Here is a 25,708-nt window from a genome sequence, read left to right on the forward strand (position 1 = left end):
GCGTGATCAACCTCCCCTTCGCCGGGCGCACGCCCGAGGTGCACGAGACCGCCTGGATCGCGCCGAGCGCGGCGCTGATCGGCAAGGTCAAGGTCGACGCGGACGCGAGCGTCTGGTTCGGTGCCGTGCTGCGCGGCGACATCGACGAGATCGTCCTCGGACCGGGTGCGAACCTGCAGGACAACGTCGTGGTGCACACCGAGCTCGGCTCGCCCGCGATCATCGGCGCCGGGGTCAGCGTCGGGCACGGTGCCGTGGTGCACGGCTGCACCATCGGGGACGGCTGCCTGATCGGGATGAACGCCACGGTCCTCACCGATGCCGTGGTCGGTGAGAAGTCGCTGATCGCCGCCGGCGCGGTGGTGCTCGAGGGCACCGTGATCCCGCCGCGCTCGCTGGTCGCCGGCGTCCCCGGCAAGGTCCGCCGCGAGCTCTCCGACGACGAGATCGCGGCGCTCTGGGACAACGGCGCGCGCTACGTGACCCGCGCCAAGGCCTACGCGGCGGACGAACAGAACGCCTGAACCAGGGGTCGTTCAGGGTCCCTTTCAGGGTCCACCCCTGATCCGGCGACGGTGGTCGCGCGCCTAGCGTCACCGGCATGGAAGCCGTGCGGGGGACCGGCCGCGCGCCGGGTCGGACGTTGTGGGTCGTGCTCGGTGGGTACGCGGTCTGGGTGCTCACCTGGTTCGCCGCCCAGCTCGCCGCCGAGCGGTGGGGCGAGCCGGGTCGCACCGGGAGCCTGCTGCTGTTCATGGTGGGCTTCGAGGCGCTGGCCGGTGTCGTTCTCGCGCTCGTGATCGGTCGTCGCGAGGGCCTGCTGGGCCACTCCGAGCAGGTGCCGTTCGCGCGGACGACGGCTGACCGGACCTCGGGCGCGGCCCGGGCGGCCGGGCTCGTGGCGTTCGCCGTGGCGCTGCTGGTCGGACTGGTCGGCTCGGGCGCGGTCGCCGGCCTGGTCGCGGCGCCGCCGGACGCTGCGACCGTCGGCAAGTACCTCCTGCTGTTCCCCGGCATGGCGCTGGCGGTGACCCTGCACTGCTTCGTGCTGATCCCGCGCGCCGTGGAGCGCATGGTCGGGCCGGGCCGGCTCGGCACCTCGGTCGCGGCGCTCGCCGGTGCGCTCGCCGTCGCGGTCGGGTTCTGGGTGGACCAGCTGCTGCGCGACCCGGCGCTCGCCGCGGTCCAGGCCGGCGTCGGGCTCGCCGTCGCTGCCGGTGCGCTGCTCACCCGGTCGGTGTGGGGGACCTCCGCGATCTACTTCTCGATCATGCTCGTGAACACCCTCGAGGAGGACCGCTACGGCGCCTTCCCGTGGTCGGCGCTCGTCGTCGGAGCCGCCGCTGTGGGCGCCGGCCTCCTGATCGGCGGGATGTCGCGGCACCACGCCCCGGTGATGCCGGTCCCGGTCGAGCCGGCGACGCCCTAGCCGCCGTCCGCCGTCCGCGCGAGCGCAGCATCCAGCGCCGGCTCCACCACCGGCCGCAGCGAGCGCGAGAACGTCGCGGTGAGGTGGCCGTGGTCGAACATCGCGATCGCGTTCCCGATCACGCCGTGGCAGACCTCGTCGTCGCACAGCAGGTCGGTGACATCGAGCAGCTCGACCCGCCCTGACGTGTCCGCACCCGCCGCGAGCGCCAACGGGTCCACCTCGACCCCGTCAGCGCGCGGCGTCGTGCAGTCCTGCGACGGTGACGCCGCGACACAGTCCGGCACCGGCCCCGGGAAGTTCGGGGTGTCGCGGATCACCAGCACCGCTGACCCCGCGGACGTGAACGTGTCGAGCTCCCGCGCGTACGCCTCCTGCGCGGCGGTGTCCTCCTCGGCCCTCGGCACGTCCGCGAGGTGCTGATCGGTGCGGGACGACATGACCACCAGGTCGTACCCACCGGAGATCACCTGGTCGCGCACCCAGGCGTTCCAGTCCGAGCACCCCTGGGTCGCGGCGGGGTCGGGGAACGACAGGTCCACGTCCACGGGGTAGCAGACCGAGCTGAGGTACGTGGTGATCTGCCAGCCGCGATCCCCGGCGACGGCCTCGACCGGCGGGAACCAGTGCCCGGCGTGCGAGTTGCCGACCAGGGCAACGCGGACCGTCGCGTCGTCCGGCCCGTAGGAGCAGGTCTTCCGGGTCTCGTAGGGCTGGTCGTTCCAGCAGTCGTCGGCGTACAGCCGGGGCTTGTCCTCCGCGGCCTGGGCGGGCGTGGTCCACAGCTCGCCGGCGAACGCCGTGCAGTCCGCGCCGGAGAGCAGCGCCGCCGCGGCGAAGCAGTCCGGGTGCGCGGCCGCTGCCTGCTCGGCCCGGGCAGCCTCGGCGTCGGCGCGGTCCGCGGACCAGACCTGCAGGAGCATCCCGGCCGCCACCCCCGCCGCGGTGCACGCCACCAGCACGCCCAGGGTCCCGAGCGCGGACCGGGTCAGCCGTGGCGACCGGCGCACCGGGTCCTCGACCCAGCGCTTGGTCACCCACGCCAGCCCGATCGACGCCAGCGCGACCCCGCCGAGCTCCCACCACGTCAGCGTGCGGTGCACCGCCGCCGGCACCAGCACGATCAACGGCCAGTGCCACAGGTACGTCGAGTACGACACGTCACCGAGCACCTGAGCGGGTCGCAGCCCCAGCACTCTTCCGGCCACCGAACGCGGCGACGCCTGGGCCGCGATCACCAGGGCCGTGCCGAGCGTCGGCAGCAGCGCGGCGGTGCCGGGGAAGGCCGTGGTCGAGGAGAACGTCAGGACCGCCACGAGCACCGCGACCAGACCGACCGCGGCCGCCACCCCGGCGGTGCGCTCCGGCAGCAACGGCCGGATCGGACGCACCAGGCCGATCAGCGCGACCGTCCCGCCCAGTGCCAGCTCCCACATCCTGGTGGTCGTCACGTAGTACGCCGCCGCCGGGTCGATCGTGGTCAGGTGCGCCGACCACACGAGTGACGCGCCGAGCACGGCCACCACCACGACGGCCACCGCGGCGTGCACCGCCCGCGGGCGGGGCTCGTCCGCCGACGAGGTCACCACCTGCTCCGCGGCACCGCGCGCGGGCCGGCCACCCGCGACGCGACCATCCGCAGCCTCGCCGCCCGCGCGCCGCCGCGACCACCACGCGCCCGCCAGCACGGCCGCGCCGAGCAGCAGCGGCCACACGAGGTAGAACTGCTCCTCGACGGACAGCGACCAGTAGTGCCGCAGGGCGGTCGCCGTGCCCTCCGCGGCGAGGTAGTCGGTCGCGGTACGGGCGAGCGCCCAGTTCTGCACGTACAGCGCGGAGGTGACTGCCTCGGCGCCGGTCGTCGAGAGCTGGGTGCTCGGCAGCACCACGGCGCCCAGCGCGACGGTCACCACGATCACCAGGGCGGAGGCCGGCAGTAGGCGCCGGACCCGCCGGCCCCAGAACCGGCCCACCGCGCGCCAGGTCGTCGGCGGTTCGCGCAGCAGGTGCGCGGTGATCAGGTACCCGGAGATGACCAGGAACACGTCCACGCCCACGTAGCCGCCGCGCACCGCGCCCGGCCACAGGTGGTACGCCAGCACCGCCCCGACCGCGAGGGCGCGCAGACCCTGGATGTCCGGCCGGATGCCGCCGGCCCCGCGAGGCGACCGGGTCGTCTCCGGGGCAGGGGCGGTCGCGGTCACCGGGTCAGTATGCGGGCGCCGGCACCGCCATTCTCACCGCGACGCCGGCACGACGGTGGTCGCCGCAGGCTCGTCGGGAGGCTCGGCTGTCACCCACGCCGGGTGCAACGGGAGGAGGAGCAGCACCCCGATCACCAGGATGGCGGCGCGGCGCAGGCGTGCTTCCACGGGCCCTCCCTGGCGTGACCCCGGTCCGGACCGGGCGGCCGGTTCCGTCCGGCCGACCTGCTCATCGGTCGGCGACGGGCCGAGCTGAGGGAGCACGAGCCGGCTTGCGGCCGGGGGCCGGGTGCGACGATGGGTGGGTGGAGAGCTGGGTGCTGTGGCTGATCGGGGCGCTCGCGCTCGCGGCCGCAGTGGTCGTGGTCGACCGCCTGACCGCGGCCGGCGTGTTCGACCGCCGCGAGGACGCCCCGCGCGAGCGACGCTCCGGCGGCGCACCGATGAGCTCCGCGCTCGGCGCAGTCCTCGACTTCTACGACCCGTCGCACCGGCACCTCACCGAGGAGCAGCAGACCGAGAAGTCGATGACCGAGCAGAAGCCGGGCGAGGCGCCACCGCTGATCGACCTCGACTCGGGCGTCGCCGACCTGCGCGACACCGACCTGCGCGACACCGACCCGCGTGACGCCGATCCCGAGTGGACCTCACCCTCCGACGATCGGTGACCACACCGCGGTCGCACCGGAGTGACCGGCCAGCACCACCGAGGTGAGCGACCCGAGCGCCATGACCACGGCGAGCACCATGGTCGTCAGCCGGAACCAGCGCGGCACCTCGCCACCCTCCGGCCGGGCGAGCAGCGGCAGCCCCGACTCGCGCCACGTCCACCACGTCACCGCCAGCGCCGCGAGCCCGAGGCCGGCCGCCCACAGCGGCACCTGGCCGCCGAGCTCCATGTGCCGGCCGAGCGCCGCCGAACCGCTCACCCGGGTCGCCAGCCGCTCGCCGGACTCCTTGGCCACCACGGTCATCACGAACGCGCCGCCGGTGAGCAGCAACGGCAGCCACGCCGACCAGCGCCGGAACCGTGGCCAGAGCGCGGCACCGGCCACCACGAGGGCAGCGGCCGGCAGCAGCACCACGGCGGCGTGCACGACCAGCGGGTGCAGGGGAAGTCCGGCGATGGTGTCGAACATGGTTCTCCTCGGGTCGGCGTCAGTCGTCGCTCGGGGCGGGGCCCTCGTTCCAGGACAGCACTGCGGGCACGTCGTGCTCGTGGCCGAGCCGGCTCACCGACGCCGCGGTGAGCACCAGCGCGGCTCCCGCCTCGGGCGGCAGGTGGAGCCACCGGGTGGCCAGCACGCGCAGCAGGTGCCCGTGCGCGACGAGCACCACATCGCCCTCGCCGAGCGCCGGCACGATCGCGGTCAGCACGGCCGCGGCGCGCGCGGCGACGTCCTCGAGGCTCTCGCCGGGCGTGGCGCCGGGCACCACCCCGTGGCGGAACAGCGTCCAGTCGTCGCCGCGCCGCTCGCGGATCTCCGGCGTGGTCAACCCCTCGTAGCCGCCGTAGTCCCACTCGACCAGCCGGTCGTCGATCCGGGCGTCGAACCCGGCGAGCGCAGCGGTCTCGCGGGCGCGGGCCAGCGGGCTCGCGACCACCAGGACCGGCCGCAGGTCGGCCAGGCGATGCGCGAGGGCCGTGGCCTGGCGCCGGCCGGTCGCGGTGAGCGGCACGTCGGTGCGTCCGGTGTGCCGGCCGCTGCTGGACCACGCCGTCTCACCGTGGCGGACCAGGACGAGCATCCCCATGCGTCCTCGATCCGGGTGCGGGTCGACGCCTCGGGCAGGGTCCGGCGGGCTGCCTAGACCGGGTTGGCCCAGCGGTGCACGGTGCCGTCGGCGAGGACCAGCAGACCGCTGGTCCCGTGAAGAGTGGACACCCAGTCGACCGCGGACGCACCTCGGGCGACGGCCGCGGTGGCGAACACGTCGGCCCAGATCAGCGACGGGCCGACCACCGTGGCGGAGACCACCTCGTTCACCTGCTCACCGCTGAACGGGTCGCGGATGTGCGTGCCGCGGGCCGCGGTGCCGGACGTCGCGACGGCGCCGTCGACCACCGGCACGGTGGCCAGCACCGTCGACCGGTCGCGCGGGTCCTCGATCCCGATCTGCCACGGCCGGCCGTCCGGCGCGGGCCGCAGCAGGATGTCGCCGCCCGCGCCGATCGCGTAGCCGAGGCCGGGCACGCGGTCCAGCCTCGTCGCGGCGAGGGCCACGCCCCAGGTCTTCGTCAGGCCGGTCGGGTCCCACAGGCCGTCGGCCCGCGAGTGCCATGCGTCGAACCAGCCGTCGGTGCGCTCCAGCGCCGTGTGGCACAGCCGCTCGACCTCACGCACCTGCGGGTGGGCGTCGGCGAGGTCCAGCTCGCCCCGCTGCACCCGGCAGACCTCGGAGTCCGGCAGGAACGGGCTGAACCGGGCCTCGACGGCGCGCAGGTCGTCGAACAGGTCGGCCACGGCCGCCGCCACGACGTCGTCGTGGGCGCGCTCACCGCGCACGTGCACCGAGATCGGCATGCTCATGATCTGCTCGACCCATGCGCGGTGCGGCAAGGCGTCGACCTGCTCGTCGCCGGTCCGCTGCGACACGACCTTGGCCTGCCCGGCCGTGCCGACCGTCGCGGCGCTCACAGGCCCGCCTGGTCGATCGCGTCCTGCAGGGACTGGATGTAGCCGTAGCTGGTGAACGTCGCACCACTGATCATCTGGATCTGCGCACTTCCTGCCTGGACCGCCTCGGCGTTCAGCCGCGGGATCGCGTAGGCGTTGATCTGCTGGTCCTGTCGGCTCCCGCGGGGGTACTCGGTCGCCTGGGCGTCGGTGATCTTGCCGTCGGTCACGGTGATCTGGACGGTCACCCCGCCGTAGCGGGTCTGCGCGGACGCACCGGTGTAGGTCGCGGTGGCCGGCTGCGCGGACGGGGTCGTCGTGGTCGTGCCGCCGCCGGACGAGCTCGTCGAGCCGGTCGTCGTGCCCGTGCCCGTCGTGCCGGCCCCGGCTGCGGTGGCCGGTGTCCGGTTGAGGCTGGTCGGCCAGGAGAAGAGCAGCACGAGTCCGGTGATGGTGCTCGCTATCGCGATGACGATGCGACGCATGGCGTCTCCTCGACTACCAGGTGAAGTTCTCGGCGTGCAGTGCGGTCTTCGGCACGCCGGCGGCGTGCAGGTCGGCGGCGACGGCCTCGACCCACGGGCCGGTGCCGCAGACGTACACGTCGGCCGACGCGAGGTTCGGGACCATCCGCTGGACGGCCTCGGTGCCAGGCATGTGGCCGTGCTTGCGCGGCAGCCACGCGGTGCCGCTGGTGCTGCGCGGGCCGACCAGGTCGACGACCTGCAGGGCGCCGATCCGGACCAGGTGGTCGACATCGGCCTGCATGGGCGCGTCCTGCGACGAGCGCAGCCGACGGATCATGATCGCCGGGCCGTTGGTGAGCCGGCCGGCGAGCACGGCCTCCTGGGCCAGGGCGACCAGGGGTGCCAGGCCGAGGCCGGAACCGACCAGCACGAGGTTCGGACGGGTCCGCACCTGGGGGTGCAGCCGGCCGTAGGGGCCCTCGATCATGACGCGGGTGCCCTCGCGCATCCGGGCGATCCGCTCGCCGTCGTCGCCCGTGACGCCCATCGTGACGCGCAGGCCGTGCGTGGTCGGCGCGGCGGACAGCGACAGCGGGTGCGCCCGGGTCCATCCCGGGCCGGTGACGAACCGGAAGACGAAGAACTGGCCGGCGGAGACCTCGAGCTCCTCCAGGTGCGGGCCGTTCATGGTGATGGTGACCGCGCCCCGACCGTCCGGGACCACCGAGGTGACCCGCAGCCTCTGACGCGACGACAGCCGCAGCGGGACGATCACCCGGTAGACGATCACGGCGAGCATCACCAGGGCGTAGCTGCCCCACCAGTAGACGGTGGCCCAGGTGGAGAACAGGAAGTCGGTGCCGGTCCACAGCTGGTGCGGGAGCGCGAGGCCCGCGCCGAGGTAGGCGTACAGGTGCAGCAGGTGCCACGACTCGTAGCGGAGCTTCTTGCGGGCGACCCGCATCGAGGTGACCGCGACCATGATCAGCAGCGCGGTGCCGGCGAAGGCGATGAGCATGCCGGGCGCCGTGGTGACCAGCGACCAGAACTCGTAGAACACGTTCCAGCTGTCGAGCATCGAGTAGCCGATGGTCTGCAGCACGATGTGCACGACCATCAGCCAGATCGACGTGAACCCGACCCAGCGGTGCCAGCGGGTCAGCCGGTCCTGGCCGATCGACCGCTCGATGAACGGCACCCGGGCCATCGCCAGCACCTGCAGCAGCAGCAGGTCGGACGCGAACAGTGCGGACAGGCGGCCGAGCGAGTTGATCGCGCTCGCCGCACCGGACGTGAGGTCCTGCACGCCACCGTTGCGCACCCACAGCACGAGGACGATGGTCATGGACGCCCACACCACGAGGCCGACGGCGTCTGTCCACCAGCGGCGCAGCACGGGCGGGCGGAGGCGGAGCATCGCCGCGGACGCGCCGCGCGGGGCCGCCGAGGCGGGAGCTGCAGACGCGCTGGGCGCGGTGGCAACCGGGTTCATGCCGTTCACGATCCCGAACCAACCTGAGTGCTTCCTGAATGCTGCCTAGGGAGCGACTGGCATTTCCTGTGCCGGGCCGGTGCCCCGCTCGGCCGTCCGGGCGAGGTGGCGGACGGAGGGCCGGGCTGCGTTACCCTGGTGGCAGACCCCTCGTACGGCGTCATCTCGCTGAACCCCCCCAGGGCCGGAAGGCAGCAAGGGCAGGCGGGCTCTGGCGGGTGTGCGAGGGGTCCTTGCATGCCCGCGCGGTCATCGGGCGGGGGACCGCAGCGCGAGCCGGGTCGACGTCTGGGCGGCGCCGGCCTCGGACTTGAGCCGTCGGACGAACGTGTCCAGCCCGGCAGCGTCCGGCACCACCGCGTGCACCAGGTAGTCGTAGGGGCCGGTGACGTGCGCGGCGTCGAGGATCTCCGGGAAGCCCGCGAGCAGCCGGTTCGCCTCGTCGTTGCTCACGCCCTCACGCATCCGTACGTCGACGAAGACCTCGAGGCCGGTCCGCGCGGCCGGCGACGACGGGCCGCGCCGCACGGTGAAGCCGGCGATCACACCCTCGGCCTGGAGTCGGCGGACCCGCGCGGCCGCAGCGTTCGCCGACAGCCCCGCGCGGGCACCGAGCTCGCGGAACGGCAACCGCGCATCTGCGGTCAGCTCACGGAGGATCAGCTCGTCAGTGGCGTCCACACGGCGATGCTCTCAGTGGCGCGGCGTGTTCCGCAGCGGACCTCTGGCCTGAACCCGCCCGTGCCGGGACACTCCTGGCATGCCCGATCTCGTCGCCGCCCTGCTGGTCGGGGTCGTCGCGGGCCTGGGCGTCGCGGTGCCCCTGGGTGCGGTCGGCGTACTGCTGCTGCGCACCGGGATCGTCGACGGGTGGCGCGTCGCCGCGTCCGCGGCGCTGGGCGTCGCCTCGGTCGATCTCGCCTACGCCGCGGTGGCGACCGTGGCCGGCTCGGCGGTGGTCGTGGTGCTCGCCGGGCGCGAGCACACGGTGCGGCTGGTCGGCGCCGTGGTCCTCGTCCTGCTGGCGGGCCGTGGCCTGTGGGGTGCGTGGCGGGCCCGTCGATCACCCGTCGGCCCCGACGCGGCCGTGGTTCGGCCGGCTGCGGCCGGGGTGCGTCGCACCTGGGCGCGGTTCGTCGGGCTCACCGCGTTGAACCCGCTGACCGTCGTCTACTTCGCGGTCGTCGCCGCGGGCCTGGCCACCCGCTGGGTAGGTGTCGGCGAGCGGGTGACCTTCGTGATCGGCGTGGGGGTGGCGTCGGCGGCCTGGCAGCTGGTGCTGGCGGGCGTCGGCGCGTACGCCGGGGCGAAGGCCGGGCCGGGCACCCGCCTGGCCCTCGGCGTCGCCGGCGACCTCGTCGTGCTCGGGCTGGCCGTCGCGCTCGCGCTGAGCTGAGCGCGGCAGCAAGGGGTGGTGCACGGGTCGAGCTCGCCAGTGGCGCTCGACGGCGCGTGGCGCGAGCGGCTGACGTGTACGCCATGGGGTCGCGGCATGACCGGGCGGTCTCCGGGATCGGACTTCGGCCTAGAGACAGAGGTTTCGGCTTGAGGTAGGGGTTTCGGCCCGAGATAGGGGCGGAGACACCCCTGTCTCGGCGCAAAGCCACTGGCTCGACGCTCGAGCGGTGGCGCCCACGCGCGGGGGCTCGACCCCGCGCGCTCATCGGCACGTGCGCGCACTGCGGCGTTGGTCGCTCCTCACACCTCGATCGGCTTGGGAGCCGCGCGGAGGGTCTGACTCAGCGGATCATGCCGTGCTGCCGAACTCGCGCTGAGCTGAGCTCGAGCCCGACGCTGGCTCAGCTCGTCTCGGTGCTGCACGCTCGTCGGATGAGCCTGGCGCGTGCGGTCGATCTGGTGCGACGTCGCGGTGGGGCGGCGCAGCTGGTGGTCCTGCGTCACGACGAGGTCGTGCTCGACCTGGCGGTCGGGGGGCCCGGCCGGACTCGTTGTTCTGGACCTTCTCGGCGGGCAAGCCCTGTGTCGGTGATCCACGCGCTGGTCGAGCGAGGGCGGCTCGGGCTGGACGACCCGGTGTCCCGTGCGTGGCCCTCCTTCGCGCGCGGGGGCAAGGCCGAGGTGACCGTGCGGCAGGTGCTCCAGCATCGTTCCGGGCTGACCACGGGTGGCACCACAGTGGGGGACGCGCTCGCCATGAACGACTGGCGCCGCATGGTCCGGCGTGCGGAGCGGGCCCCGTTGCGCCGCCCGCCGGGCAGCGCCCCGGCCTACCAGTACCTGCTGTACGGCTTCGTGCTGGGTGAGATCGCCCAGCGAGTCACCGGGGAGCCCCTCTCGGAGCTGGTGCGAGCCCTGGTGCTCCAACCGGCCGGGCTCCACGACACCCACCTCGGCCTGCCGCCGGCACGGGTCGACCGCGCCGTGCCGGTGCGGGCGCCCGGGCCACGAGGGGCGTTGCTCTCGGCGGCGGTCAACCGGCGAACCACGCGGGCGGCGGTCAACCCGTCCGCCGGCGTGTCCACGACCGCGCGAGGCCTCGCCGGGCTCTACCGGGCGCTGCTCGACGGCGAGATCGTGCGGGCAGACACGCTGGCCCAGGCCACCACGCCATCCTGCGACGGCGAGACCGACCTCTTCGCGCGCGTGCCGATCCGCTGGTCACAGGGGTTCCAGCTGGGTGGCCCACGGTGGGTCGAGGGGCGGTTCAGCCCGATGGCAAGAGCAGCAGCACGCGGACCTTCGGGCACAACGGCTCGAACGCCTGCATCGGGTGGGCCGACCCCAGCGGCATCGCCTTCGCCCACCCGACCGATCGACCGGGCTCTCCCGAGCACCTCGCCGACGTGGCCGACGAGGTGCTCGCCGGGCTGAGGTGACCCGGGACGACGGCCCACCCGTGCGGCTCGCGACGGACGCCTCAGCCCGCGCCCACGGTGGTGCCGGTGGCGGTGCCGCTGTCCGCGACCGGGACGCAGACGTCGGTCACCCACTGCTCGGGCGGCAGGCCGGACGCCGGGCTGACCCGGTACACGTCGAACATCGGGCCGCAGATCCGCAGTCCCTGCTCGGCGATCCAGCTGCCCAGCGCGGTCATCACCTCGGAGATGCCGTCGTACGAGCCGTGCAGCGTCGCGAGGGCGACGTCGGTGGCCGGGACCTCACGGCAGCGCACGTCGCCGGTGTCCGCGAACGGGGCGGTCACCGTGAGCTGGACCTCGACGTCCGGGTTCTCGTCGACGTAGCCGTCGTCGTGGAAGACCGCGACGGAGAGCGCGTCCGGCGCGGGCTGCGCGCCCGCCTCCTGCATGCCGGCGAGCCGCTCCCAGAGGAGTCGCTCGTCGGCGTAGGTCGGGATCGTGCCGCGCACCGAGGCGACGGTGCGCGCCGGGATGGTCGTGCGGGTGACGGGGACAGTGGACATGTCGTGCTCCTCCAACCGGGCGATGAGGCGGTCCGCGGTGTGCAGCCGGACGGCTGCCGCGCTCGCCTCGCTGACCAGGCGCTCGCGATGCCGGCGCACGACCTCGGCCAGGGTGGGGCCGTCGAGCCGCGCGGCGTGCGCCAGCTCGTCGACCCCCAGCCCGAGGTCGCGCAGCTCGCGAACCCGACCGGCGACGGCCAGCAGCTCGCGCGAGTAGTACCGGTAGCCGGACCACTCGTCGACCTGGGAGGGCGCCAGCACACCGTGCTCGTCGTAGTGCCGCAGCATCCGGATCGAGATCCGGGTCAGCCGCGAGAACTCGCCGATGGTGAGCAGTCGGTCGGGTGCCATGTCCACGACTCCACAGCCTGACATCGTGTGAGGGTCAACCGGGTGTGGTCGCGCACGGCGGACGGCGCGGTCCACGCCCCGCTTCCGGGCCGGGTCGTCCTGCGGGTGCGTCGCGGGTACGACGTGGGTCGCACGTCCGGGCCACGAGGATCGTCCCGCGCTCCGACGCGGGCGCCCCGGCGCGAGGACGACCGTGGGGTCATGTCCGACACCCCTCGCCTGTCCGCCCGCGCTCTCGTCAAGCGGTTCGGGTCCACCACGGCGCTCGCCGGGGTCGACCTCGACCTCGCGGCGGGGGAGTCGCTCGCCGTCATGGGTCCGTCCGGCTCCGGGAAGTCCACCCTGCTGCACTGCCTGGCCGGGGTGCTCCCGCCCGACGCCGGCACGGTGACCCTGGAGGGCCGGGAGGTCTCCGGCCTGTCCGAGAAGGAACGGTCGCTGCTGCGCCGGCGGGACTTCGGCTTCGTCTTCCAGTTCGGCCAGCTGCTGCCCGAGCTGCCCGCGGTGGAGAACGTCGCGCTCCCGCTCATGCTGCTCGGAACCGCCCGTCGCCCGGCGCTCGCCCGGGCGGCCGGCTGGCTGGACAGCCTCGGCCTGGCCGGCATGTACGAGCGCCGCCCGGGCGAGCTCTCCGGGGGCCAGGCACAGCGGGTCGCCGTCGCGCGCGCCCTGGTGCACCACCCGGCCGTCGTCGTCGCCGACGAGCCCACCGGCGCACTGGACCAGGACACCGGGCGCGAGGTGATGGGGGTGCTCACCGAGGCGGTCAGCTCGACCCGTGCGTCGCTGGTCCTGGTCACCCACGACGAGACCGTCGCCCGGTGGGCGGACCGTCGCCTCGAGGTCGTCGACGGCCGGATCGTCACGGGAGCCCGCCGGTGAGGACGCTGCTCGCCCTCGCACCGAGGCTCCGTCACGGCGGGCTCACCGCCGTGCTCGCCGTGGTGGGCTTCGCGGCGACCACGGCGTTCACGATCAGCGTCCTGGCCGGGCTGCTCGCGTTCCAGGCCCGGGCCGTCGACCCGCCGCCCGACCTCGAGCAGCTCGCCGGCACCTACGTGCTCCTCGCCGGGATCGCGACCGCGCTGCTGCTGGTCCCGCTGACCTCGCTCGCCGGCGCGGCCGCCCGGCTCGGGGTGGCCCGGCGCGACGCCCGGCTCGCGACGTTGCGACTGCTCGGTGCGACCCCGCGCGAGGTGGTCGCCCTCACGGCGATCGAGACCGCGGCCCAGGCGCTCGCAGGTGCGCTGCTCGGTGCGCTCGGCTACGCCGCGCTGCTCCCGCTGTGGACGTCGATCCCGTTCCAGGGCCGGGAGTTCTCGGCCGCGGAGCTGTGGCTCGGCTGGTGGCCCCTGCTCGGCGTGCTCGCGGGCGTCCCGCTGCTGGCCGCGGCGAGCGCCGTGGTGTCGCTGCGTCGCGTGGTCATCACACCGCTCGGCGTCGCGCGTCGGGAGACGCCGCCGGGACTGAGGGCGACCCGCCTGTGGCTCGCCGTGGGCGTGGTGGCGCTCACTGCCGTGATCGCCAGGGTCGGTGCCACGAGCCTGGCGGCCGCGGTCTTCGTCGGCGTGATGATCGGTGCGGTGGTCGCCGTGACCTCCGGGATCCAGGCCGCCGGACCGTGGGTGGTCGGGCGCCTCGGCCGGCTGATGGCACGGCGGGCCCGCACCCCGGCGACCCTGCTGGCGGGTCGGCGGCTGGTGGACGACCCGAAGGCGGCGTGGCGCGTGATCGGTGGGCTGGGTCTGGCGACGTTCGTCGCCGCCGTGCTGTCGGTGATCCCTGCGCTCGGCGACCCGCAGGACGTCGTCGCGGCGGACCTGCGCACCGGCGGGCTGCTGACGTTCGGGATCGCCGTGGTGCTCGCGGCCGTGTCCGCGGGCGTCGCCCAGGCGGCGGCCGTGCTGGACCGCCGCCGCGAGCTGACCCTGCAGCGTCTGGCCGGTGTGCCCGAGCGGCTCGCGCACGCGGTGCGTCGCCGGGAGGTCGCGGTGCCGACCCTGGTGGTGACCGTGCTGGCCGCCGTGTCGGGCTGGGCGGTGGTGCTCCCGCTGTTCGGCCTCGCGCTGGTCTCGGACCCGGCGAGCCTCGCGACCGTCGCTGCGACCGTGGTGCTCGGTGCCGGTCTGGTGCTCGCTGCCACCGAGACCGCCCGGCCCCTGGTCCGCGCGACCCTGCGGGACACGGCGGTCCGCGCGGACTGAGGCCCTGGGCGCAGGGGGCTCAGGGCCTCGGCGCCGGCGCCGCCGTCGCGACCGGGACGCACAGCTCGGTGATCCGGCCGGCCGGGTCGACCGCGTCCGGGCCGACCAGGTGGACGAGGTAGGGCGGCTCGTCCATCCGGAAGCCCTCGGCGGTCATCCAGCGGCCGACGTCGCCGAGCGCCGCGGTCAGGTCCGGGCCGTGCACCACGGCGGTCGCCACCGTGCGCCGCGGGGTGCTCACGCACCGCAGCTCGCCGGTCTCGGTGAAGCGTTCGGTGACCGCGTAGCCCACCTCGAGGTCCGGGTCGCGGTCGACGTAGCTCTCGTCGTGGAACGTGGTCGTGCGCACCCGTGGCTCGACGAGCGAGGCGCCGCTCGTGGGGAGCGCTGCGTGCAGTCGCTGCCAGAGCCGGGGCTCGTCCGCGTAGTCCGGAACGGTCCGGCGCAGCGAGACGTCGATCCGGGCGGGCGCGGTGCGGACCGTCACGGGGGTGCGCGGGCGCGTCCAGGGCGGGTCGGCGAGCAGCGCCTCGACCAGGCGGAGCCGTGCGCTCAGGCGCTCGGCCTCCGCGACGAGCGCCTCGCGGCGGGCGTCGAGAAGGTGACGGACGGTGCCGGGGTCGTCCAGCGCAGGGGCGGCGCGCGCGAGCTCGGCGTCGGCGAGGCCGGCGGCCCGGAGCTCGCGGATCCGCACGGCGACGGCGAGCAGGTCGGCGGAGTAGTGCCGGAAGCCGGTCCAGTCGTCGACCCGGGTCGCGGGCAGGACACCCTGCTCGTCGAGGTGCCGCAGGGTCCGGGTGGAGATCCGGGTGAGGTGCGAGAACTCGCCGAGGGTGAGCAGCCGGTCGGGTGCCGTGTCCATCCTCCCCAGCCTGACACCAGGTGTCCGCCGGCGCCCCGTGCCACGGCGGTCCGGCGCGCGATCAGGCCGCGTGATCTGGCGTCGACCCCTTGAGCCGACGCACAGCGGGCGCCTAGGGTGGCACTGGTGACACGAGTCACTAATGATCCTCGACGGGGAGGGCCAGACGATGGCAGGACTGGGCTCCACGCGCTCCGGGCGTGTGGTGGTGGCCGCGGTGACCGCGGCAGGGTTGATGGTCACGGGGGCCACGGCGGCCTCCGCCCACCGGGCGCACGGCGCGGTGGACCTCGGGTCGAACGTGGTGCTGATCGACCCGTCGATGCCGGTCGCGGAGATCCAGGCGAAGGTGAACGCGATCGCCGACGCGCAGGTCGACGACGAGATGGGCACCAACCGCTGGAGCGTGCTCTTCACGCCCGGCACCTACGGCTCGGTCGACGAGCCGCTGCAGATCCGGGTCGGGTACTACACCGAGATCGCCGGCCTCGGCGCCTCGCCGTCCGACGTGGTCGTGCACGGCAAGATCGAGACCTACAACCGGTGCCTCGGCGACGACGCGAACCCGAACTGCATCGCGCTGAACAACTTCTGGCGCACGCTGTCCAACCTCACGCTCGAGATCGACGGCACCGGCCAGGACGGCTGCCGCGCCTCGGCGAACTTCTGGGCCGTGTCCCAGGCGGTGTCCGTGCGCCGGCTCGACGTGCGCGGGGAGACGAACTTCTCGCTGATGGACTACTGCACCGCCGGGCCTCAGTACGCCTCCGGCGGCTTCATCGCCGACTCGCGCTTCGGCACCGTCCTGAACGGCTCGCAGCAGCAGTGGCTGACCCGCAACTCGGTGGTCGGCACGTGGACGAACGGCGTGTGGAACCAGGTGTTCTCCGGCGTCGAGGGCGCCCCCGACGAGACCGCGTTCCCCGACCCGCCGTACACGACGCTCGACCAGACCCCGGTCAGCCGGGAGAAGCCGTACCTGTACCTCGACGCCAAGGGCCGCTACCAGGTGCGCGTGCCGAAGGCCGTCACGGACTCGCGCGGCATCTCGTGGGCCGACGGCATGACGCCGGGCCGCTCGATCTCGCTGGACGACTTCTACGTCGCCCACCCCGGTGACTCGGTCGCGACCATCAACGCGCAGCTCGCGCGCGGCAAGAACCTGCTGCTCACGCCGGGCATCTACGACGTGGACCGCAGCATCCGGGTGAACCGTGCCGACACCGTGGTGCTCGGCCTGGGCCACGCGACGCTCACCGCGGTCGACGGCGCGACGCCGCTCGTCGTGCGGGACGTCCCGGGCGTGATCGTCGCGGGCGTGACCATCGACGCCGGCACCGAGGAGTCGCCGGTCCTGCTCCAGGTCGGCAGCACCCATGGCCACGGCCGTGCACTCGGTCACCACAAGAGCAGCGCGCTCGACCCGATCACGCTGTCCGACGTGTACTTCCGGGTCGGCGGACCGCACATCGGCAAGGCCGACACCGCGATGCGGATCGACGCCGACGACGTGCTGATCGACCACACCTGGGTGTGGCGGGCCGACCACGGCGTCGAGGGCTTCACCGCCGGCGTCAACGGCGACACCGACCGCTGGAACACGAACACCGGTCGTACCGGCGTCGTGGTCACCGGCGACGACGTCACCGCCACGGGCCTGTTCGTCGAGCACTTCCAGCAGCGCAACCTCGTGTGGGAGGGCGACGGCGGCACGGTCGTGCTGTTCCAGAACGAGCTGCCGTACGACCCGCCGACCCAGGCGGACTGGACCCAGCCGGACGGCACGCTCGGGTACCCGGGCTACACCGTGGCGGACTCGGTCACCACGCACGAGCTGTACGGAGCCGGGGTCTACGTGTTCAACCAGAACAACCCCGACATCGTCACCGCGTCCGGGTTCGTCGTCCCGGAGACCCCCGGCGTGCGCCTGCACCACGTGATGACCGTCAACCTGAGCGCCGGGACCATCCAGCACGTGGTCAACGACCTCGGCACGCAGGCGGACAACACCAACACCGGGACGCCGCAGTTCATCGTCGACGTCCCGTGAGCTGACGTTCCGGGGTGCGGGGGCGCAGGGGGCCCCGCACCCCGGAGCTCAGGTGCCGCGGGCGGCCGTCGCCCCGCCCCGGGGGGCCCCGCCCCCGGGTCGGCGGGGGGAGCTCAGGTGCCGCGGGCGGCCGTCGCCCGGCACGGGCGCGCCCGCGCCGGGCGACGTCAGGTCGACTCGCGCACCACCACGGCGAGCACGTCCGGCGGCTGCGGCGGCAGCTCGGTCGCGCCGTCCAGCGCGGCGATGGTGGCCTGGGCGAGGTACGCCGCCTGGACCTCGATCGACTGCGACACCGTGCTCAGCGGTGGCTCGGCCAGCGCTGACGCCGGGATGTCGTCCACACCGATCACCGCGACGCCCTCGGGGACCCGCAGGCCCTCGCGCCGCAGGCCCGCCAGCACCGCGAGGGCGACCTCGTCGTTGTACGCGGCGACGGCGTCGACACCGGCCTCGTGCCACTCCCGCGCCGCCTGGGCCGCGGAGTCCGCCGTGAGCGCGAGCCGCGCGACCACCGGCTCGGCCAGCCCGGCGGTCGCGCAACCCTGCCGGACGCCCTCGAGGCGCGGCCCGGCGAAGTCGACGAGGCGCTCGTCGGTGGTCCCGGCCCAGCCGATCCGGGTGCGGCCGCGCTCGACCAGGTGCGCCACCTGCATCCGCCCGATCCGGCGTTGCGAGACCGCGTAGACGCTCGGGTCGTGGTGCTCGTCGTCGAGGCGGGTGCCCACCACCTGGATCCCGGCCCGGCGCATCGCCCGGACCTCCTCGGGTGCGAACGCCGTGAGGCCCACCACGGTGCGCGGCGTGACGGCTCGCCACAGCTCGGACAGCGGCCGGCCGCGGCCGTGGTGCACCAGCACCGAGAGCCCGCGAGCCGCGAGGTCGTCCGCGAGGTGGTCGAGCAGCGTGTCGATCACCGGGCCGATCGGCCAGTGCGGCAGGACCACCAGGACCAGGTCGGTCGTGCCGCGGCGCAGGGCCCGCGCGGTGGCCGACGGTGCGTAGCCGATCCGCTCCGCGGCGTCGAGGACGCGCTGCCGGGTCGCCTCGGAGATCGCCGTCCCGGGGGTGCCGTTGAGCACGTAGCTCACCGTGGTGCGGGACACGCCCGCGGCCCGCGCGACATCCGCGCTGGTCACGCCCATCCGGTCCGCCTCTCCACGGTCGGTTCACGATAGCGAGTGGCATCCTGCCGTCGTGAGCGCGGTCAGGACGGCGGGCCCGGACCGGGCGGACGCCGAGGCCGTGGGTCTGCGCCGGCTCGCTGAGGCCGAGCCCGGACCAACCGTCCCGGTGCTGGGCCGGCCGGTGGACGGCTCGGTTCCGGGAGTCGGCGGCGCCGTCTAGGGTGGCCGCGTGAGTCAGGCCCTGTACCGCCGCTACCGGCCCGAGACCTTCGCGGAGGTCATCGGTCAGGAGCATGTCACCGAGCCCCTGATGCATGCGCTGCGCTCGGACCGGGTCACGCACGCCTACCTCTTCTCCGGCCCGCGCGGCTGCGGCAAGACGACCTCCGCGCGCATCCTGGCGCGCTGCCTCAACTGCGAGCAGGGGCCCACCGCTGAGCCGTGCGGCACGTGTGCGTCGTGCGTCGAGCTGGGCCGGGGCGGGCCGGGCAGCCTCGATGTGGTGGAGATCGACGCGGCCAGCCACAACGGCGTCGACGACGCCCGGGACCTGCGCGAGCGCGCGGCCTTCGCGCCCGCCCGGGACCGTTTCAAGGTGTTCATCCTCGACGAGGCGCACATGGTGACCCCGCAGGGGTTCAACGCGCTGCTGAAGATCGTCGAGGAGCCGCCGCCGCACGTGAAGTTCATCTTCGCGACCACCGAGCCGGACAAGGTGATCGGCACCATCCGCTCGCGCACCCACCACTACCCGTTCCGGCTCGTGGCACCGGACACCCTGACCCCGTACCTCGAGGAGATCTGCGCGTCCGAGGGCGTGCAGGTCGGCTCGGGCGTGCTGCCGCTCGTGGTGCGGGCCGGCGGCGGCTCGGTGCGCGACTCGCTGTCGGTGCTGGACCAGCTGGTCGCCGGCGCCGACGCGGACGGCCTGGACTACGAGCGTGCGGTCGCCCTGCTCGGGTACACGCACGCCGCGCTGCTCGACGACGTGGTCGGCGCGATCTCGGCCCGGGACGGCGCGAGCGCGTTCCGGGTGATCGACCGGGTGATCTCCTCGGGGCACGAGCCCCGGCGGTTCATCGAGGACCTGCTCGAGCGGCTGCGCGACCTCATCGTCATCGCGGCGTCAGGGGAGTCCGCCCGAGCCGCGCTGCGGGACCTGCCGACCGACCAGCTGGAACGCATGCGTGCGCAGGCGGCGGCGCTCGGTCCGGCGGAGCTCTCCCGCTCGGCGGACCTCGCGAACACGGCGCTCACCGAGATGACCGGCGCGACCTCTCCGCGGCTGCACCTCGAGCTGCTCGTGGCCCGTCTGCTGCTCCCGTCCCCGGACAGCTCCGGCGTGGTGGCGCGGCTCGAGCGCGTCGAGCGGAGCGTCGCCGAGGGCGGCGTCGTCCCGCGGGGGGTGGGTGCGCCGACGAGCGTCGCGACGATCTCGGCGCCGACAGCTCCCGAGCGGCCGGCGGCCCCGGTGCCGGTACCCGCGGAGCGATCGGCGCCTCCGGCCTCGGTCGCCGCAGCGCCGGCGCCGGCAGCGCCGGACCAGCCGGCGGCCTCGCCAGTGCGGGCGCCATCCTCCGCACCGCCGGAGCGGCGTGCGTCGGAGCCGCCCGCCCCGGACCTGGAGAAGCCCGCGCCGGATGCGACCGCCGAGCCGGGCGAGGCACCGGCCGCCGGCAAGGCTCGGCCCGCTCGGGCCGGCTCCGCCGGTGTGCCCGAACCTGCTGCACCGGCGCCCGGGCGGGGCACCCCGTCGGGGGCTCCGCGCTCCCCAGCACCTGCCGGCGTGCCGTCGAAGCCGTCCGCCGCTCCTTCCGCTCGCGAGGAGGCGGCGTCGCCCCGCCCCGGAGCCGCGCCCGCGCCGTCCGCCGAGGCGGAGATGGTCCGCCGCCGCTGGCCCGAGGTGCTGCAGACGCTGCGCGGGCTGCGCATGGCGTCCTGGGTGCTGGTCAGCGAGAACGCGCAGGTCGCCTCGATCGAGAACGGCACCGTGAAGCTCGCCTTCACCACCCCGCAGCTCGCGACCACCTTCCGTTCGGGGCCGCACGCCGAGCACGTGCGCCGCGCCCTCCACGAGACCCTCGGTCTCGACGCCCGGGTCGAGCCCGTGCTCGCCTCCGACACCCCGGCACCGGCCGCTCCGACCCGGACGTCGCGGCCGTCGGCTGCCCAGGCCGCCGCATCCTGGGACGCCCCCGCAACGACCGCAGCCCGCTCGACGCCCGAGCCCGCCGACCGGGGCCCGGGCGCACGCTCCGAGCTTCCGGCCGCACCGGCGCAGGAGCGACCCGCGAGCCGTCCGACGGCGGCGCCGCAGTCGGACCGGGCCGCGGACGGCATCCCCGACGGTCCCGAGCCCGACGAGGAGCCCGAACCAGCCGAACCGGAGGGCTCCAGTGCGCCGACCCGGCCACGCGAGACGCCTGCGGCGCCCGTGCCGTCCGCACCGCGCCCGGCTCCGGCGCGCCCCGCGCCCGTGGCTCGGCCCGGTGCCGCTCGGGCAGCCGGCCGGCCGGCCCGGCCGGCCCCGGCCTCGACACCTGCGCCGGCGGCCGACGAGTTCGACGCGAGCCCCGACGACCCCGAGCTCGCCGGCTCGGGCCTGGTCGGCGCGCCGCTCGTCGCCCAGATGCTCGGCGGAACGGTGATCGACGAGATCCCGGACGAGCCGAAGTAGCTCGGCATCGGCGGGTCTCGCCCTCTGCGCTCGACCGGTGGCGCGCCGCGCCCTCAGGCCCTTGTGCAGACCGACGCGACGCTGGACGATCGCCCCGCGGGGGGAGGCTGCGCGGCCGCGCGTGCCCGGCCTGCATGGTCCTGAGGGAGGGTCCATGAGTGCAGCGGTCGGATCGCCGGTCGGGTGGCGCCCGCCGGAGCCGGGTGATCCCAGGCCCGTCGCGGGCGAGCTCGTCGGCGGGCTGAGCCTGCTCGCCGGTGCGGTGCTGTCCGGGGCCGTCGCCATCCACGAGAGCCTGTACGCCGCCGCGTGGGACGGATACCCGCCCACGAGCGGTGAGCTGGGTGACCAGAACTTCGGCCCGTTCCTCGGCTGGTTGGCCGTAGCGATGTGGATCGTCGGCAGCATCCTCGTGCTCCGGGTCGTCCACGACTTCGCCCGAGCACGGGATGAGCGGTTGCTCCCGACCCTCGACGACGCCCCCGGGGACGGGTCCGGCACCGGGAGCATCGGCTCGACCGTCGAGGACCCGGCCGGGCCGAGCGACCTTCCGGAGGACGTTCCGGCAGGGCCGCCCGCCGACGCCTGAGCCGGGCGCCCGCCCGAGTCAGCTCGCGGTGAGCTCCGCGCTGGCCTCCCACGTGGTGTGCCGCAACGCCACCACGTCGGTCGACGGCTCGGCGTGGACCGCGACCACGTGCATCGCGTCGAGCGGCTGGACGAGCACCATGCCGCGCTCGCCGTGCACCACGACCGAGTCGGCGTAGCCGAGCCGGAACGCGGCGGCGACGTCGATGCCGAGCTGCGAGGCCGACGCCGCGGCCACCGCGGCGGGTTCCTGGGTCTCCTCGAGCCCCTGGTCGAAGAACACCCGACCGTCTCGGCGTGCCACGACGATCCTGGTGACCCCCGGTACGGCCGACCGGAGCCGTACTGCGAGCAGCATCGCCTGCTGGCGTACGAGCACCGGAGCTCCTCTGGGTCGTGGGGGTCGGCCGAAGGCCGCCCCGCAGCCTAGGACCTGAGCGCCGTCCGGGACGAACACCGTCACCCGTACGAGTGGTGGTCCGCGGCGCGATCCACCCCGCAGGGCGGCTCGAGTCCGGTCGTTGCCCGTGTCCGGGCACACGCCGGCACGGAGCGTCGGCCGGGGGCCCCGTCGAGGCGGTACGGTCCCCGAGGCGATACGGCGTTCGTCGATGGGCCCGCACCCACCCTCGAGGCGTCGCGAGGGCGCAGAAGAGAGGGAACGATGGTGTCGGACCCTGCAGCGGTCAGCGGGAGCGGTGCGCCTCAGCACTCCGTGTCGGGTGTCGTCCGGGGAGACGACTGGGCCAGCGTCCTCTGGGGGCTCGCGCCGGGTGAGGGCGTGGTGCGGCGTGACTCTGCGCCAGTGCATGCCCCCGCGGACGGTCCCCGGCAGCAGACCACCCCGGTCGCTGCTCGCACACCGTTCGCGCCGGGTGCGGTCCAGCTGCCCGCGCCGCCGTTGACGGTGCCGGGGCCGCCCGCGTTCCCGAGACGCGGACTCCTGGACCGGGTGCTGCTGGGTCTGGCGGCGGCCCTCGCTGTTGCGGCGGCGGTCGCCATCGCGGCGTCTGGCACCCGGATCGGTGTGACCGCATTGGCGGTCGCCGTGATCTGGGTGGTCCTCACCGCCGCCGGGGCCGCCATCGTCGCGCGCTTCGGCGCCGGGAGTGCCGTCACCTGGATCGTGGTGACCGTGTTCCTGAGTGTGGGGTTGTTCGGGCTCCTGGCGGACACGAACGGGTTCACCGGACCAGCGCTGAGCCTGCTCGTCGACGTGGGTCTCGCGTGCCTGGCCGTGTCCTGGTGGGTGCGTCGGCAGAGCCGGCTCCGCCAGTATCCGCACTCGCGCCGGAGGGACTCGGCGCGGTTGGGCATGCTGTACGAGCGCCACTGGTTGGCAGCCGAGTGGAACGTCGTCCGAGAGGCGCTCAGCGCGCCGGGCTCCAAGGTCGAACGAATGGTCGACATGGGTGCTCCCCAGGGTTCGCGGCGATGGGGCGCCCAGGACCCGCTTACCGGGCGCGAGACGATCCGGACGCTCGAGATCGACGTGCTGCCTGGCACGTGGGTGGCTGTCGACCGGGATGGTCACGTCACGGCGACGGCTCCGAGCGGGGCGCCCGAAGCGTGGGCGAGGGTCCTCAAGGAGGCTGACCGATGAACGAGCTCCGCCTCACCGCCAGCGACAGACGGATCCGCCTCGCCGCCGAAGATGTCAGCTGGCCCGAGCTGCCCCGGTCGACGAGGCGTGTGGGGGAGCGACGGGCCATGCTGCTCGCCGAGGAGGTCGTGATCGACCCCCGGGTCTGGTACGACGGCGACGACGCGTTCGAGCGGGCCACGGCCTGGCGGTTCTTCGCCGACGGGGTCGTCGTCGCCCAGCTGTGCGTACGGATGCGCCCGTCCGTCGGCGGCGCCCTCCGTTCCTCGGGCCGCTGGGAGGAACTCGCGGTGGGGTTCACCCCGTTCGCCGGCGGGCTCCACCGACGGCGTGGCGCGGTCGAGCCTGACGGCGTCGCCGCGAGCGGCAACGGCGTGGCCGAGCTCTCCTACGGGGAACGGGGGCGTCCGTTGCCCGCTGAGCTCGCGTGGGCCTTCCTCCCCACGGAGGTGCGCGACACGGCGGAGCGTCTCGTCCCGGAGCCGCACGTCGTGTCGGGATCCCTCCGGCAGGTCACCTACCGGGACGGTTTCGTGCGGAGCCAGAGCATCGTGGCACTGCGGATGTCGGCGCACCGTGCGCTGCTCGTGCTTGCCGACCGATCTCCCGCCGGTAGCCCGGACGGTGCCAACACCGAGCGCCGCGAACGTATGGTGCGGACGCCATGGGTCGTCGAGCAGTTCGGGGCGGACCTCGACGCGGCGTCGGCGGGTGTCTCTCCCTGAAACCCACCACCACGTAGGCTGGCACCGTGTACGAGGGCGCGGTCCAGGACCTGATCGACGAGCTCGGGCGGCTGCCCGGCGTCGGTCCCAAGAGTGCGCAGCGGATCGCCTTCCACCTGCTCGCGGCCGACCCGGCCGATGTGCGCCGCCTGGTCGACGCGCTCACCGAGGTCAAGGCTCGCGTGCAGTTCTGCGAGGTGTGCGGCAACGTCGCGCAGGAGTCGCGCTGCCGGGTCTGCCGCGACCCGCGCCGCTCCGACGCGATCATCTGCGTGGTCGAGGAGCCCAAGGACGTCGTCGCGATCGAACGCACCCGCGAGTTCCGCGGCAGGTACCACGTGCTCGGCGGCGCGATCAACCCGATCGCGGGCGTCGGCCCGGACGACCTGCGGATCTCGCAGCTGCTCACCCGGCTCGCCGACGGCACGGTGACCGAGGTGATCCTGGCCACCGACCCGAACGTCGAGGGTGAGGCGACCGCGACCTACCTCGCGCGCCTGCTCGTGCCGATGGGGTTGCGCATCACCCGGCTCGCCTCGGGCCTGCCGGTCGGCGGGGACCTGGAGTACGCCGATGAGGTCACGCTGGGGCGTGCCTTCGAGGGACGGAGGCAGATCAGTGCCTGACAAGCATGACGAACCGGTCGAGCAGCACCAGTCCGTGCCGGACGACCTCGCCGACCTTGCCGCAACCGTCGCGGACGAGGCCGAGACCTTCGTCGACACGCTGACCGAGGTGGCCGCCGGTGCCAACCCGGACGCCGCGATCCCGCTGCTCCTGCTCGCGGTGTCGGACGTGCTGGGCGTCGGCGCGCGGCTCGGTGCCGTGGTCGACGTGGTCCCGCTCGAGCGTTTCGAGCCCGACGTCGGCCCGGACGAGGACCTCGACCCGCTGCGGGCGGGCCTCGCGAACCTCTTCGAGGGGCTGGACTCCTACCTGGAGGTCGCAGACCCGGTGCTGGGCGGGGACACCGTGCAGTCGTCGTTGTCCGGCGACCTCGTGCTGGTGGCCGGCGCGCTGGCGCAGGGGCTCCGGCACTACTCGGCCGGTCAGCTGACCGAGTCGTTGTGGTGGTGGCAGTACTCGTACCTGGCCAACTGGGGCGAGCGCGCGTCGTCCGCGCTCCGCGTGCTGCAGACGGTGCTCGCGCACCTGCGGCTCGACGTGGACGACGACGTGGCCGCCGAAGCGGAGTTCCACGCGCTGCACGGGAGCGACTGAGCGGCGAGCGGGCGCGCCGGCCGAACGGTCGGCCCGTGGTCCGCTCGGCTCCGCCTCAGACCCCGGCGACGTCCCCGAGCAGTGCCTGGAGGGCGTCCCAGCGAGCGATCTCGCAGCCGTTCTGCCGCGAGAAGTCCGCGTTGACCGGCTCGCCGCCGACCGTGCCCTCGACGTGCGCGGTCTGCGGACCGCCGTAGATCTCGGTGCACACCGCGGTCCGCGGGACCGGCTCGAACGCGGCGACGCCACCGGCGGCCTCGAGGGCCGCGCACGCCCACTCGGGGTCGGGGTGGTCTCCGCCCGGCGGGTCGCAGGTCAGCGTCCAGACCTGGACGTCGCCCTCGCCGGACGCGTCGACGCTCACCGTGAGGTCCGCTGCGAGACCCTCGAGCGACGGTGAACCGGACGGGCGGGTCCCGGCCGCACCGCCACCCGCGTCGGAGTCGCTCGAGGTGGGGGCGTCGGGGGCGGTCGTCGAGGTGTCGCTCGGCGCGTCGGTGCCGTCGCCGGCGGACGTGCCGCTCGCGCACCCCGCGAGCACCAGCGCGGCGACGGCGAGCACCGAGGTGGCGACAGCGGTCCTGGCGACGGCCCTCCGGACGACTGCGGGCCTGAAGGCCGTGCGCCTCGCTGTGCTGATCACTGCGGGCCTGGCTGCGGGCATGGCGGCCCCTCCCGGTTCCGAGGTTCTCCTGCCCGTTCCATGTT

Annotated in this window: 28 protein-coding genes and 1 other RNA gene; 16 read left to right on the forward strand and 13 right to left on the reverse strand. The window is 74.4% G+C overall.

Annotated features, from left to right (window positions below):
• Window positions 1–5 precede the first annotated feature (5 nt).
• On the forward strand, window positions 6–524 hold the full coding sequence (locus OEB99_RS02360) for a gamma carbonic anhydrase family protein (protein ID WP_411910650.1): 519 nt from the start codon (window positions 6–8) through the stop codon (window positions 522–524).
• A gap of 77 nt (window positions 525–601) precedes the next feature.
• Complete coding sequence (locus tag OEB99_RS02365; protein WP_263508065.1) at window positions 602–1,429, forward strand: hypothetical protein; 828 nt, start codon at window positions 602–604, stop codon at window positions 1,427–1,429.
• On the opposite strand, the gene OEB99_RS02370 is transcribed toward OEB99_RS02365, so the two are convergent.
• Window positions 1,426–3,633: an acyltransferase family protein gene (locus tag OEB99_RS02370; RefSeq protein ID WP_263508067.1), complete on the reverse strand. Its 2,208-nt coding sequence runs from the start codon at window positions 3,631–3,633 to the stop codon at window positions 1,426–1,428. The two genes, OEB99_RS02365 and OEB99_RS02370, sit on opposite strands and share 4 nt — an antisense overlap.
• A 33-nt stretch (window positions 3,634–3,666) precedes the next feature.
• The gene (locus OEB99_RS02375; RefSeq protein WP_263508068.1) at window positions 3,667–3,801 is read right to left on the reverse strand and encodes a hypothetical protein; all 135 of its coding nucleotides are present in this window, start codon (window positions 3,799–3,801) and stop codon (window positions 3,667–3,669) included.
• A gap of 137 nt (window positions 3,802–3,938) precedes the next feature.
• Here OEB99_RS02375 and OEB99_RS02380 point away from each other — a divergent pair, with 137 nt between their 5' ends.
• Complete coding sequence (locus tag OEB99_RS02380; RefSeq protein WP_263508069.1) at window positions 3,939–4,301, forward strand: DUF6191 domain-containing protein; 363 nt, start codon at window positions 3,939–3,941, stop codon at window positions 4,299–4,301.
• Here OEB99_RS02380 and OEB99_RS02385 read toward each other — a convergent pair.
• The 5 genes from OEB99_RS02385 to OEB99_RS02405 are packed head-to-tail and all read right to left on the reverse strand — an operon-like array spanning window position 4,281 to window position 8,063.
• On the reverse strand, window positions 4,281–4,772 hold the full coding sequence (locus OEB99_RS02385; protein WP_263508071.1) for a DUF2231 domain-containing protein: 492 nt from the start codon (window positions 4,770–4,772) through the stop codon (window positions 4,281–4,283). The genes OEB99_RS02380 and OEB99_RS02385 overlap by 21 nt on opposite strands.
• Window positions 4,773–4,791: 19 nt before the next feature.
• Entirely contained in the window at window positions 4,792–5,388 is a 597-nt protein-coding gene (locus OEB99_RS02390; protein WP_263508072.1) for a histidine phosphatase family protein, read from the reverse strand.
• Between the two features lie 53 nt (window positions 5,389–5,441).
• On the reverse strand, window positions 5,442–6,272 hold the full coding sequence (locus tag OEB99_RS02395; RefSeq protein WP_263508073.1) for an FAD:protein FMN transferase: 831 nt from the start codon (window positions 6,270–6,272) through the stop codon (window positions 5,442–5,444).
• Complete coding sequence (locus OEB99_RS02400) at window positions 6,269–6,736, reverse strand: FMN-binding protein (protein WP_263508075.1); 468 nt, start codon at window positions 6,734–6,736, stop codon at window positions 6,269–6,271. The genes OEB99_RS02395 and OEB99_RS02400 overlap by 4 nt, the downstream gene beginning before the upstream one ends.
• A 13-nt stretch (window positions 6,737–6,749) precedes the next feature.
• Window positions 6,750–8,063: a ferredoxin reductase family protein gene (locus OEB99_RS02405; RefSeq protein WP_263508076.1), complete on the reverse strand. Its 1,314-nt coding sequence runs from the start codon at window positions 8,061–8,063 to the stop codon at window positions 6,750–6,752.
• 288 nt (window positions 8,064–8,351) lie between these two features.
• Between OEB99_RS02405 and ffs the strand changes: the two genes are divergently transcribed.
• An RNA gene (ffs, locus tag OEB99_RS02410) (signal recognition particle sRNA small type) lies at window positions 8,352–8,448 on the forward strand.
• Window positions 8,449–8,459: 11 nt separating this feature from the next.
• Here the strand turns inward: ffs and OEB99_RS02415 are convergent.
• Window positions 8,460–8,891, reverse strand: a complete 432-nt coding sequence (locus OEB99_RS02415; protein WP_263508077.1) for an Lrp/AsnC family transcriptional regulator — start codon at window positions 8,889–8,891, stop codon at window positions 8,460–8,462.
• A 79-nt stretch (window positions 8,892–8,970) separates the two neighbouring features.
• On the opposite strand from OEB99_RS02415, the gene OEB99_RS02420 reads away from it, so the two are divergent.
• Window positions 8,971–9,606, forward strand: coding sequence for a LysE family transporter (locus OEB99_RS02420; RefSeq protein ID WP_263508078.1), 636 nt, complete (start codon window positions 8,971–8,973; stop codon window positions 9,604–9,606).
• A 434-nt stretch (window positions 9,607–10,040) separates the two neighbouring features.
• On the forward strand, window positions 10,041–11,042 hold the full coding sequence (locus OEB99_RS02425; RefSeq protein WP_263508080.1) for a serine hydrolase domain-containing protein: 1,002 nt from the start codon (window positions 10,041–10,043) through the stop codon (window positions 11,040–11,042).
• A gap of 46 nt (window positions 11,043–11,088) precedes the next feature.
• On the opposite strand, the gene OEB99_RS02430 is transcribed toward OEB99_RS02425, so the two are convergent.
• Window positions 11,089–11,943, reverse strand: coding sequence for a MerR family transcriptional regulator (locus tag OEB99_RS02430; RefSeq protein ID WP_263508081.1), 855 nt, complete (start codon window positions 11,941–11,943; stop codon window positions 11,089–11,091).
• A gap of 201 nt (window positions 11,944–12,144) precedes the next feature.
• On the opposite strand from OEB99_RS02430, the gene OEB99_RS02435 reads away from it, so the two are divergent.
• The gene (locus tag OEB99_RS02435; protein ID WP_263508082.1) at window positions 12,145–12,825 is read left to right on the forward strand and encodes an ABC transporter ATP-binding protein; all 681 of its coding nucleotides are present in this window, start codon (window positions 12,145–12,147) and stop codon (window positions 12,823–12,825) included.
• Window positions 12,822–14,147 carry an FtsX-like permease family protein gene (locus tag OEB99_RS02440; RefSeq protein WP_263508083.1) on the forward strand — a complete coding sequence of 442 codons (1,326 nt, stop codon included), beginning with the start codon at window positions 12,822–12,824 and terminating at the stop codon, window positions 14,145–14,147. Before OEB99_RS02435 ends, OEB99_RS02440 begins: the two co-directional genes overlap by 4 nt.
• Window positions 14,148–14,166: 19 nt before the next feature.
• Here OEB99_RS02440 and OEB99_RS02445 read toward each other — a convergent pair whose 3' ends face one another.
• Window positions 14,167–15,009, reverse strand: coding sequence for a MerR family transcriptional regulator (locus OEB99_RS02445; RefSeq protein WP_263508085.1), 843 nt, complete (start codon window positions 15,007–15,009; stop codon window positions 14,167–14,169).
• Window positions 15,010–15,151: 142 nt separating this feature from the next.
• Between OEB99_RS02445 and OEB99_RS02450 the strand changes: the two genes are divergently transcribed.
• Window positions 15,152–17,059 carry a glycosyl hydrolase family 28-related protein gene (locus OEB99_RS02450; RefSeq protein WP_263508086.1) on the forward strand — a complete coding sequence of 636 codons (1,908 nt, stop codon included), beginning with the start codon at window positions 15,152–15,154 and terminating at the stop codon, window positions 17,057–17,059.
• A gap of 167 nt (window positions 17,060–17,226) precedes the next feature.
• On the opposite strand, the gene OEB99_RS02455 is transcribed toward OEB99_RS02450, so the two are convergent.
• Window positions 17,227–18,204 carry a LacI family DNA-binding transcriptional regulator gene (locus OEB99_RS02455; protein ID WP_263508087.1) on the reverse strand — a complete coding sequence of 326 codons (978 nt, stop codon included), beginning with the start codon at window positions 18,202–18,204 and terminating at the stop codon, window positions 17,227–17,229.
• Window positions 18,205–18,256: 52 nt separating this feature from the next.
• On the opposite strand from OEB99_RS02455, the gene OEB99_RS02460 reads away from it, so the two are divergent.
• The 3 genes from OEB99_RS02460 to OEB99_RS02470 all read left to right on the forward strand — a co-directional run bounded on the left by OEB99_RS02460 (window position 18,257) and on the right by OEB99_RS02470 (window position 21,452).
• On the forward strand, window positions 18,257–18,406 hold the full coding sequence (locus OEB99_RS02460; RefSeq protein ID WP_263508088.1) for a hypothetical protein: 150 nt from the start codon (window positions 18,257–18,259) through the stop codon (window positions 18,404–18,406).
• A 9-nt stretch (window positions 18,407–18,415) separates the two neighbouring features.
• Window positions 18,416–20,863, forward strand: coding sequence for a DNA polymerase III subunit gamma and tau (locus OEB99_RS02465; protein ID WP_263508089.1), 2,448 nt, complete (start codon window positions 18,416–18,418; stop codon window positions 20,861–20,863).
• Window positions 20,864–21,017: 154 nt separating this feature from the next.
• A complete protein-coding gene (locus OEB99_RS02470) occupies window positions 21,018–21,452 on the forward strand; it encodes a hypothetical protein (protein ID WP_263508090.1) in 435 nt (144 codons plus the stop codon).
• Between the two features lie 18 nt (window positions 21,453–21,470).
• Here OEB99_RS02470 and OEB99_RS02475 read toward each other — a convergent pair whose 3' ends face one another.
• A complete protein-coding gene (locus OEB99_RS02475) occupies window positions 21,471–21,830 on the reverse strand; it encodes a roadblock/LC7 domain-containing protein (RefSeq protein WP_263508091.1) in 360 nt (119 codons plus the stop codon).
• A 426-nt stretch (window positions 21,831–22,256) separates the two neighbouring features.
• On the opposite strand from OEB99_RS02475, the gene OEB99_RS02480 reads away from it, so the two are divergent.
• From OEB99_RS02480 to OEB99_RS02495, 4 genes are read left to right on the forward strand one after another with little or no spacing between them, the layout of a single operon-like run.
• Window positions 22,257–23,054 (forward strand): hypothetical protein, encoded by a 798-nt coding sequence (locus OEB99_RS02480; RefSeq protein WP_263508093.1) that lies wholly within the window; start codon window positions 22,257–22,259, stop codon window positions 23,052–23,054.
• Window positions 23,051–23,779 carry a hypothetical protein gene (locus tag OEB99_RS02485; RefSeq protein WP_263508095.1) on the forward strand — a complete coding sequence of 243 codons (729 nt, stop codon included), beginning with the start codon at window positions 23,051–23,053 and terminating at the stop codon, window positions 23,777–23,779. Before OEB99_RS02480 ends, OEB99_RS02485 begins: the two co-directional genes overlap by 4 nt.
• A 26-nt stretch (window positions 23,780–23,805) precedes the next feature.
• Entirely contained in the window at window positions 23,806–24,405 is a 600-nt protein-coding gene (recR, locus tag OEB99_RS02490) for a recombination mediator RecR (RefSeq protein ID WP_263508096.1), read from the forward strand.
• Complete coding sequence (locus OEB99_RS02495) at window positions 24,398–25,000, forward strand: DUF5063 domain-containing protein (RefSeq protein WP_263508097.1); 603 nt, start codon at window positions 24,398–24,400, stop codon at window positions 24,998–25,000. The genes recR and OEB99_RS02495 overlap by 8 nt, the downstream gene beginning before the upstream one ends.
• A 55-nt stretch (window positions 25,001–25,055) precedes the next feature.
• Here the strand turns inward: OEB99_RS02495 and OEB99_RS02500 are convergent, their stop codons facing one another.
• Entirely contained in the window at window positions 25,056–25,664 is a 609-nt protein-coding gene (locus OEB99_RS02500) for a subtilase-type protease inhibitor (RefSeq protein ID WP_263508098.1), read from the reverse strand.
• Window positions 25,665–25,708: the final 44 nt, after the last annotated feature.

Origin of the sequence: Actinotalea endophytica, from assembly GCF_025717005.1 — a bacterium.
In the GTDB taxonomy this organism is placed as follows: domain Bacteria; phylum Actinomycetota; class Actinomycetes; order Actinomycetales; family Cellulomonadaceae; genus Actinotalea.

Bases quoted from the DNA above. Each gene is read 5' to 3' on its own strand.
- OEB99_RS02390 (WP_263508072.1), bottom strand. From the start codon at position 5,388: ATGGGGATGCTCGTCCTGGTCCGCCACGGTGAGACGGCGTGGTCCAGC.
- OEB99_RS02500 (WP_263508098.1), bottom strand. From the start codon at position 25,664: ATGCCCGCAGCCAGGCCCGCAGTGATCAGCACAGCGAGGCGCACGGCC.
- OEB99_RS02405 (WP_263508076.1), bottom strand. From the start codon at position 8,063: ATGACCATCGTCCTCGTGCTGTGGGTGCGCAACGGTGGCGTGCAGGAC.
- OEB99_RS02435 (WP_263508082.1), top strand. From the start codon at position 12,145: ATGTCCGACACCCCTCGCCTGTCCGCCCGCGCTCTCGTCAAGCGGTTC.
- OEB99_RS02430 (WP_263508081.1), bottom strand. From the start codon at position 11,943: ATGGCACCCGACCGACTGCTCACCATCGGCGAGTTCTCGCGGCTGACC.
- OEB99_RS02445 (WP_263508085.1), bottom strand. From the start codon at position 15,009: ATGGACACGGCACCCGACCGGCTGCTCACCCTCGGCGAGTTCTCGCAC.
- OEB99_RS02450 (WP_263508086.1), top strand. From the start codon at position 15,152: ATGATCCTCGACGGGGAGGGCCAGACGATGGCAGGACTGGGCTCCACG.
- OEB99_RS02485 (WP_263508095.1), top strand. From the start codon at position 23,051: ATGAACGAGCTCCGCCTCACCGCCAGCGACAGACGGATCCGCCTCGCC.
- OEB99_RS02425 (WP_263508080.1), top strand. From the start codon at position 10,041: ATGAGCCTGGCGCGTGCGGTCGATCTGGTGCGACGTCGCGGTGGGGCG.
- OEB99_RS02400 (WP_263508075.1), bottom strand. From the start codon at position 6,736: ATGCGTCGCATCGTCATCGCGATAGCGAGCACCATCACCGGACTCGTG.
- OEB99_RS02470 (WP_263508090.1), top strand. From the start codon at position 21,018: ATGAGTGCAGCGGTCGGATCGCCGGTCGGGTGGCGCCCGCCGGAGCCG.
- OEB99_RS02365 (WP_263508065.1), top strand. From the start codon at position 602: ATGGAAGCCGTGCGGGGGACCGGCCGCGCGCCGGGTCGGACGTTGTGG.
- OEB99_RS02420 (WP_263508078.1), top strand. From the start codon at position 8,971: ATGCCCGATCTCGTCGCCGCCCTGCTGGTCGGGGTCGTCGCGGGCCTG.
- OEB99_RS02455 (WP_263508087.1), bottom strand. From the start codon at position 18,204: ATGGGCGTGACCAGCGCGGATGTCGCGCGGGCCGCGGGCGTGTCCCGC.
- OEB99_RS02385 (WP_263508071.1), bottom strand. From the start codon at position 4,772: ATGTTCGACACCATCGCCGGACTTCCCCTGCACCCGCTGGTCGTGCAC.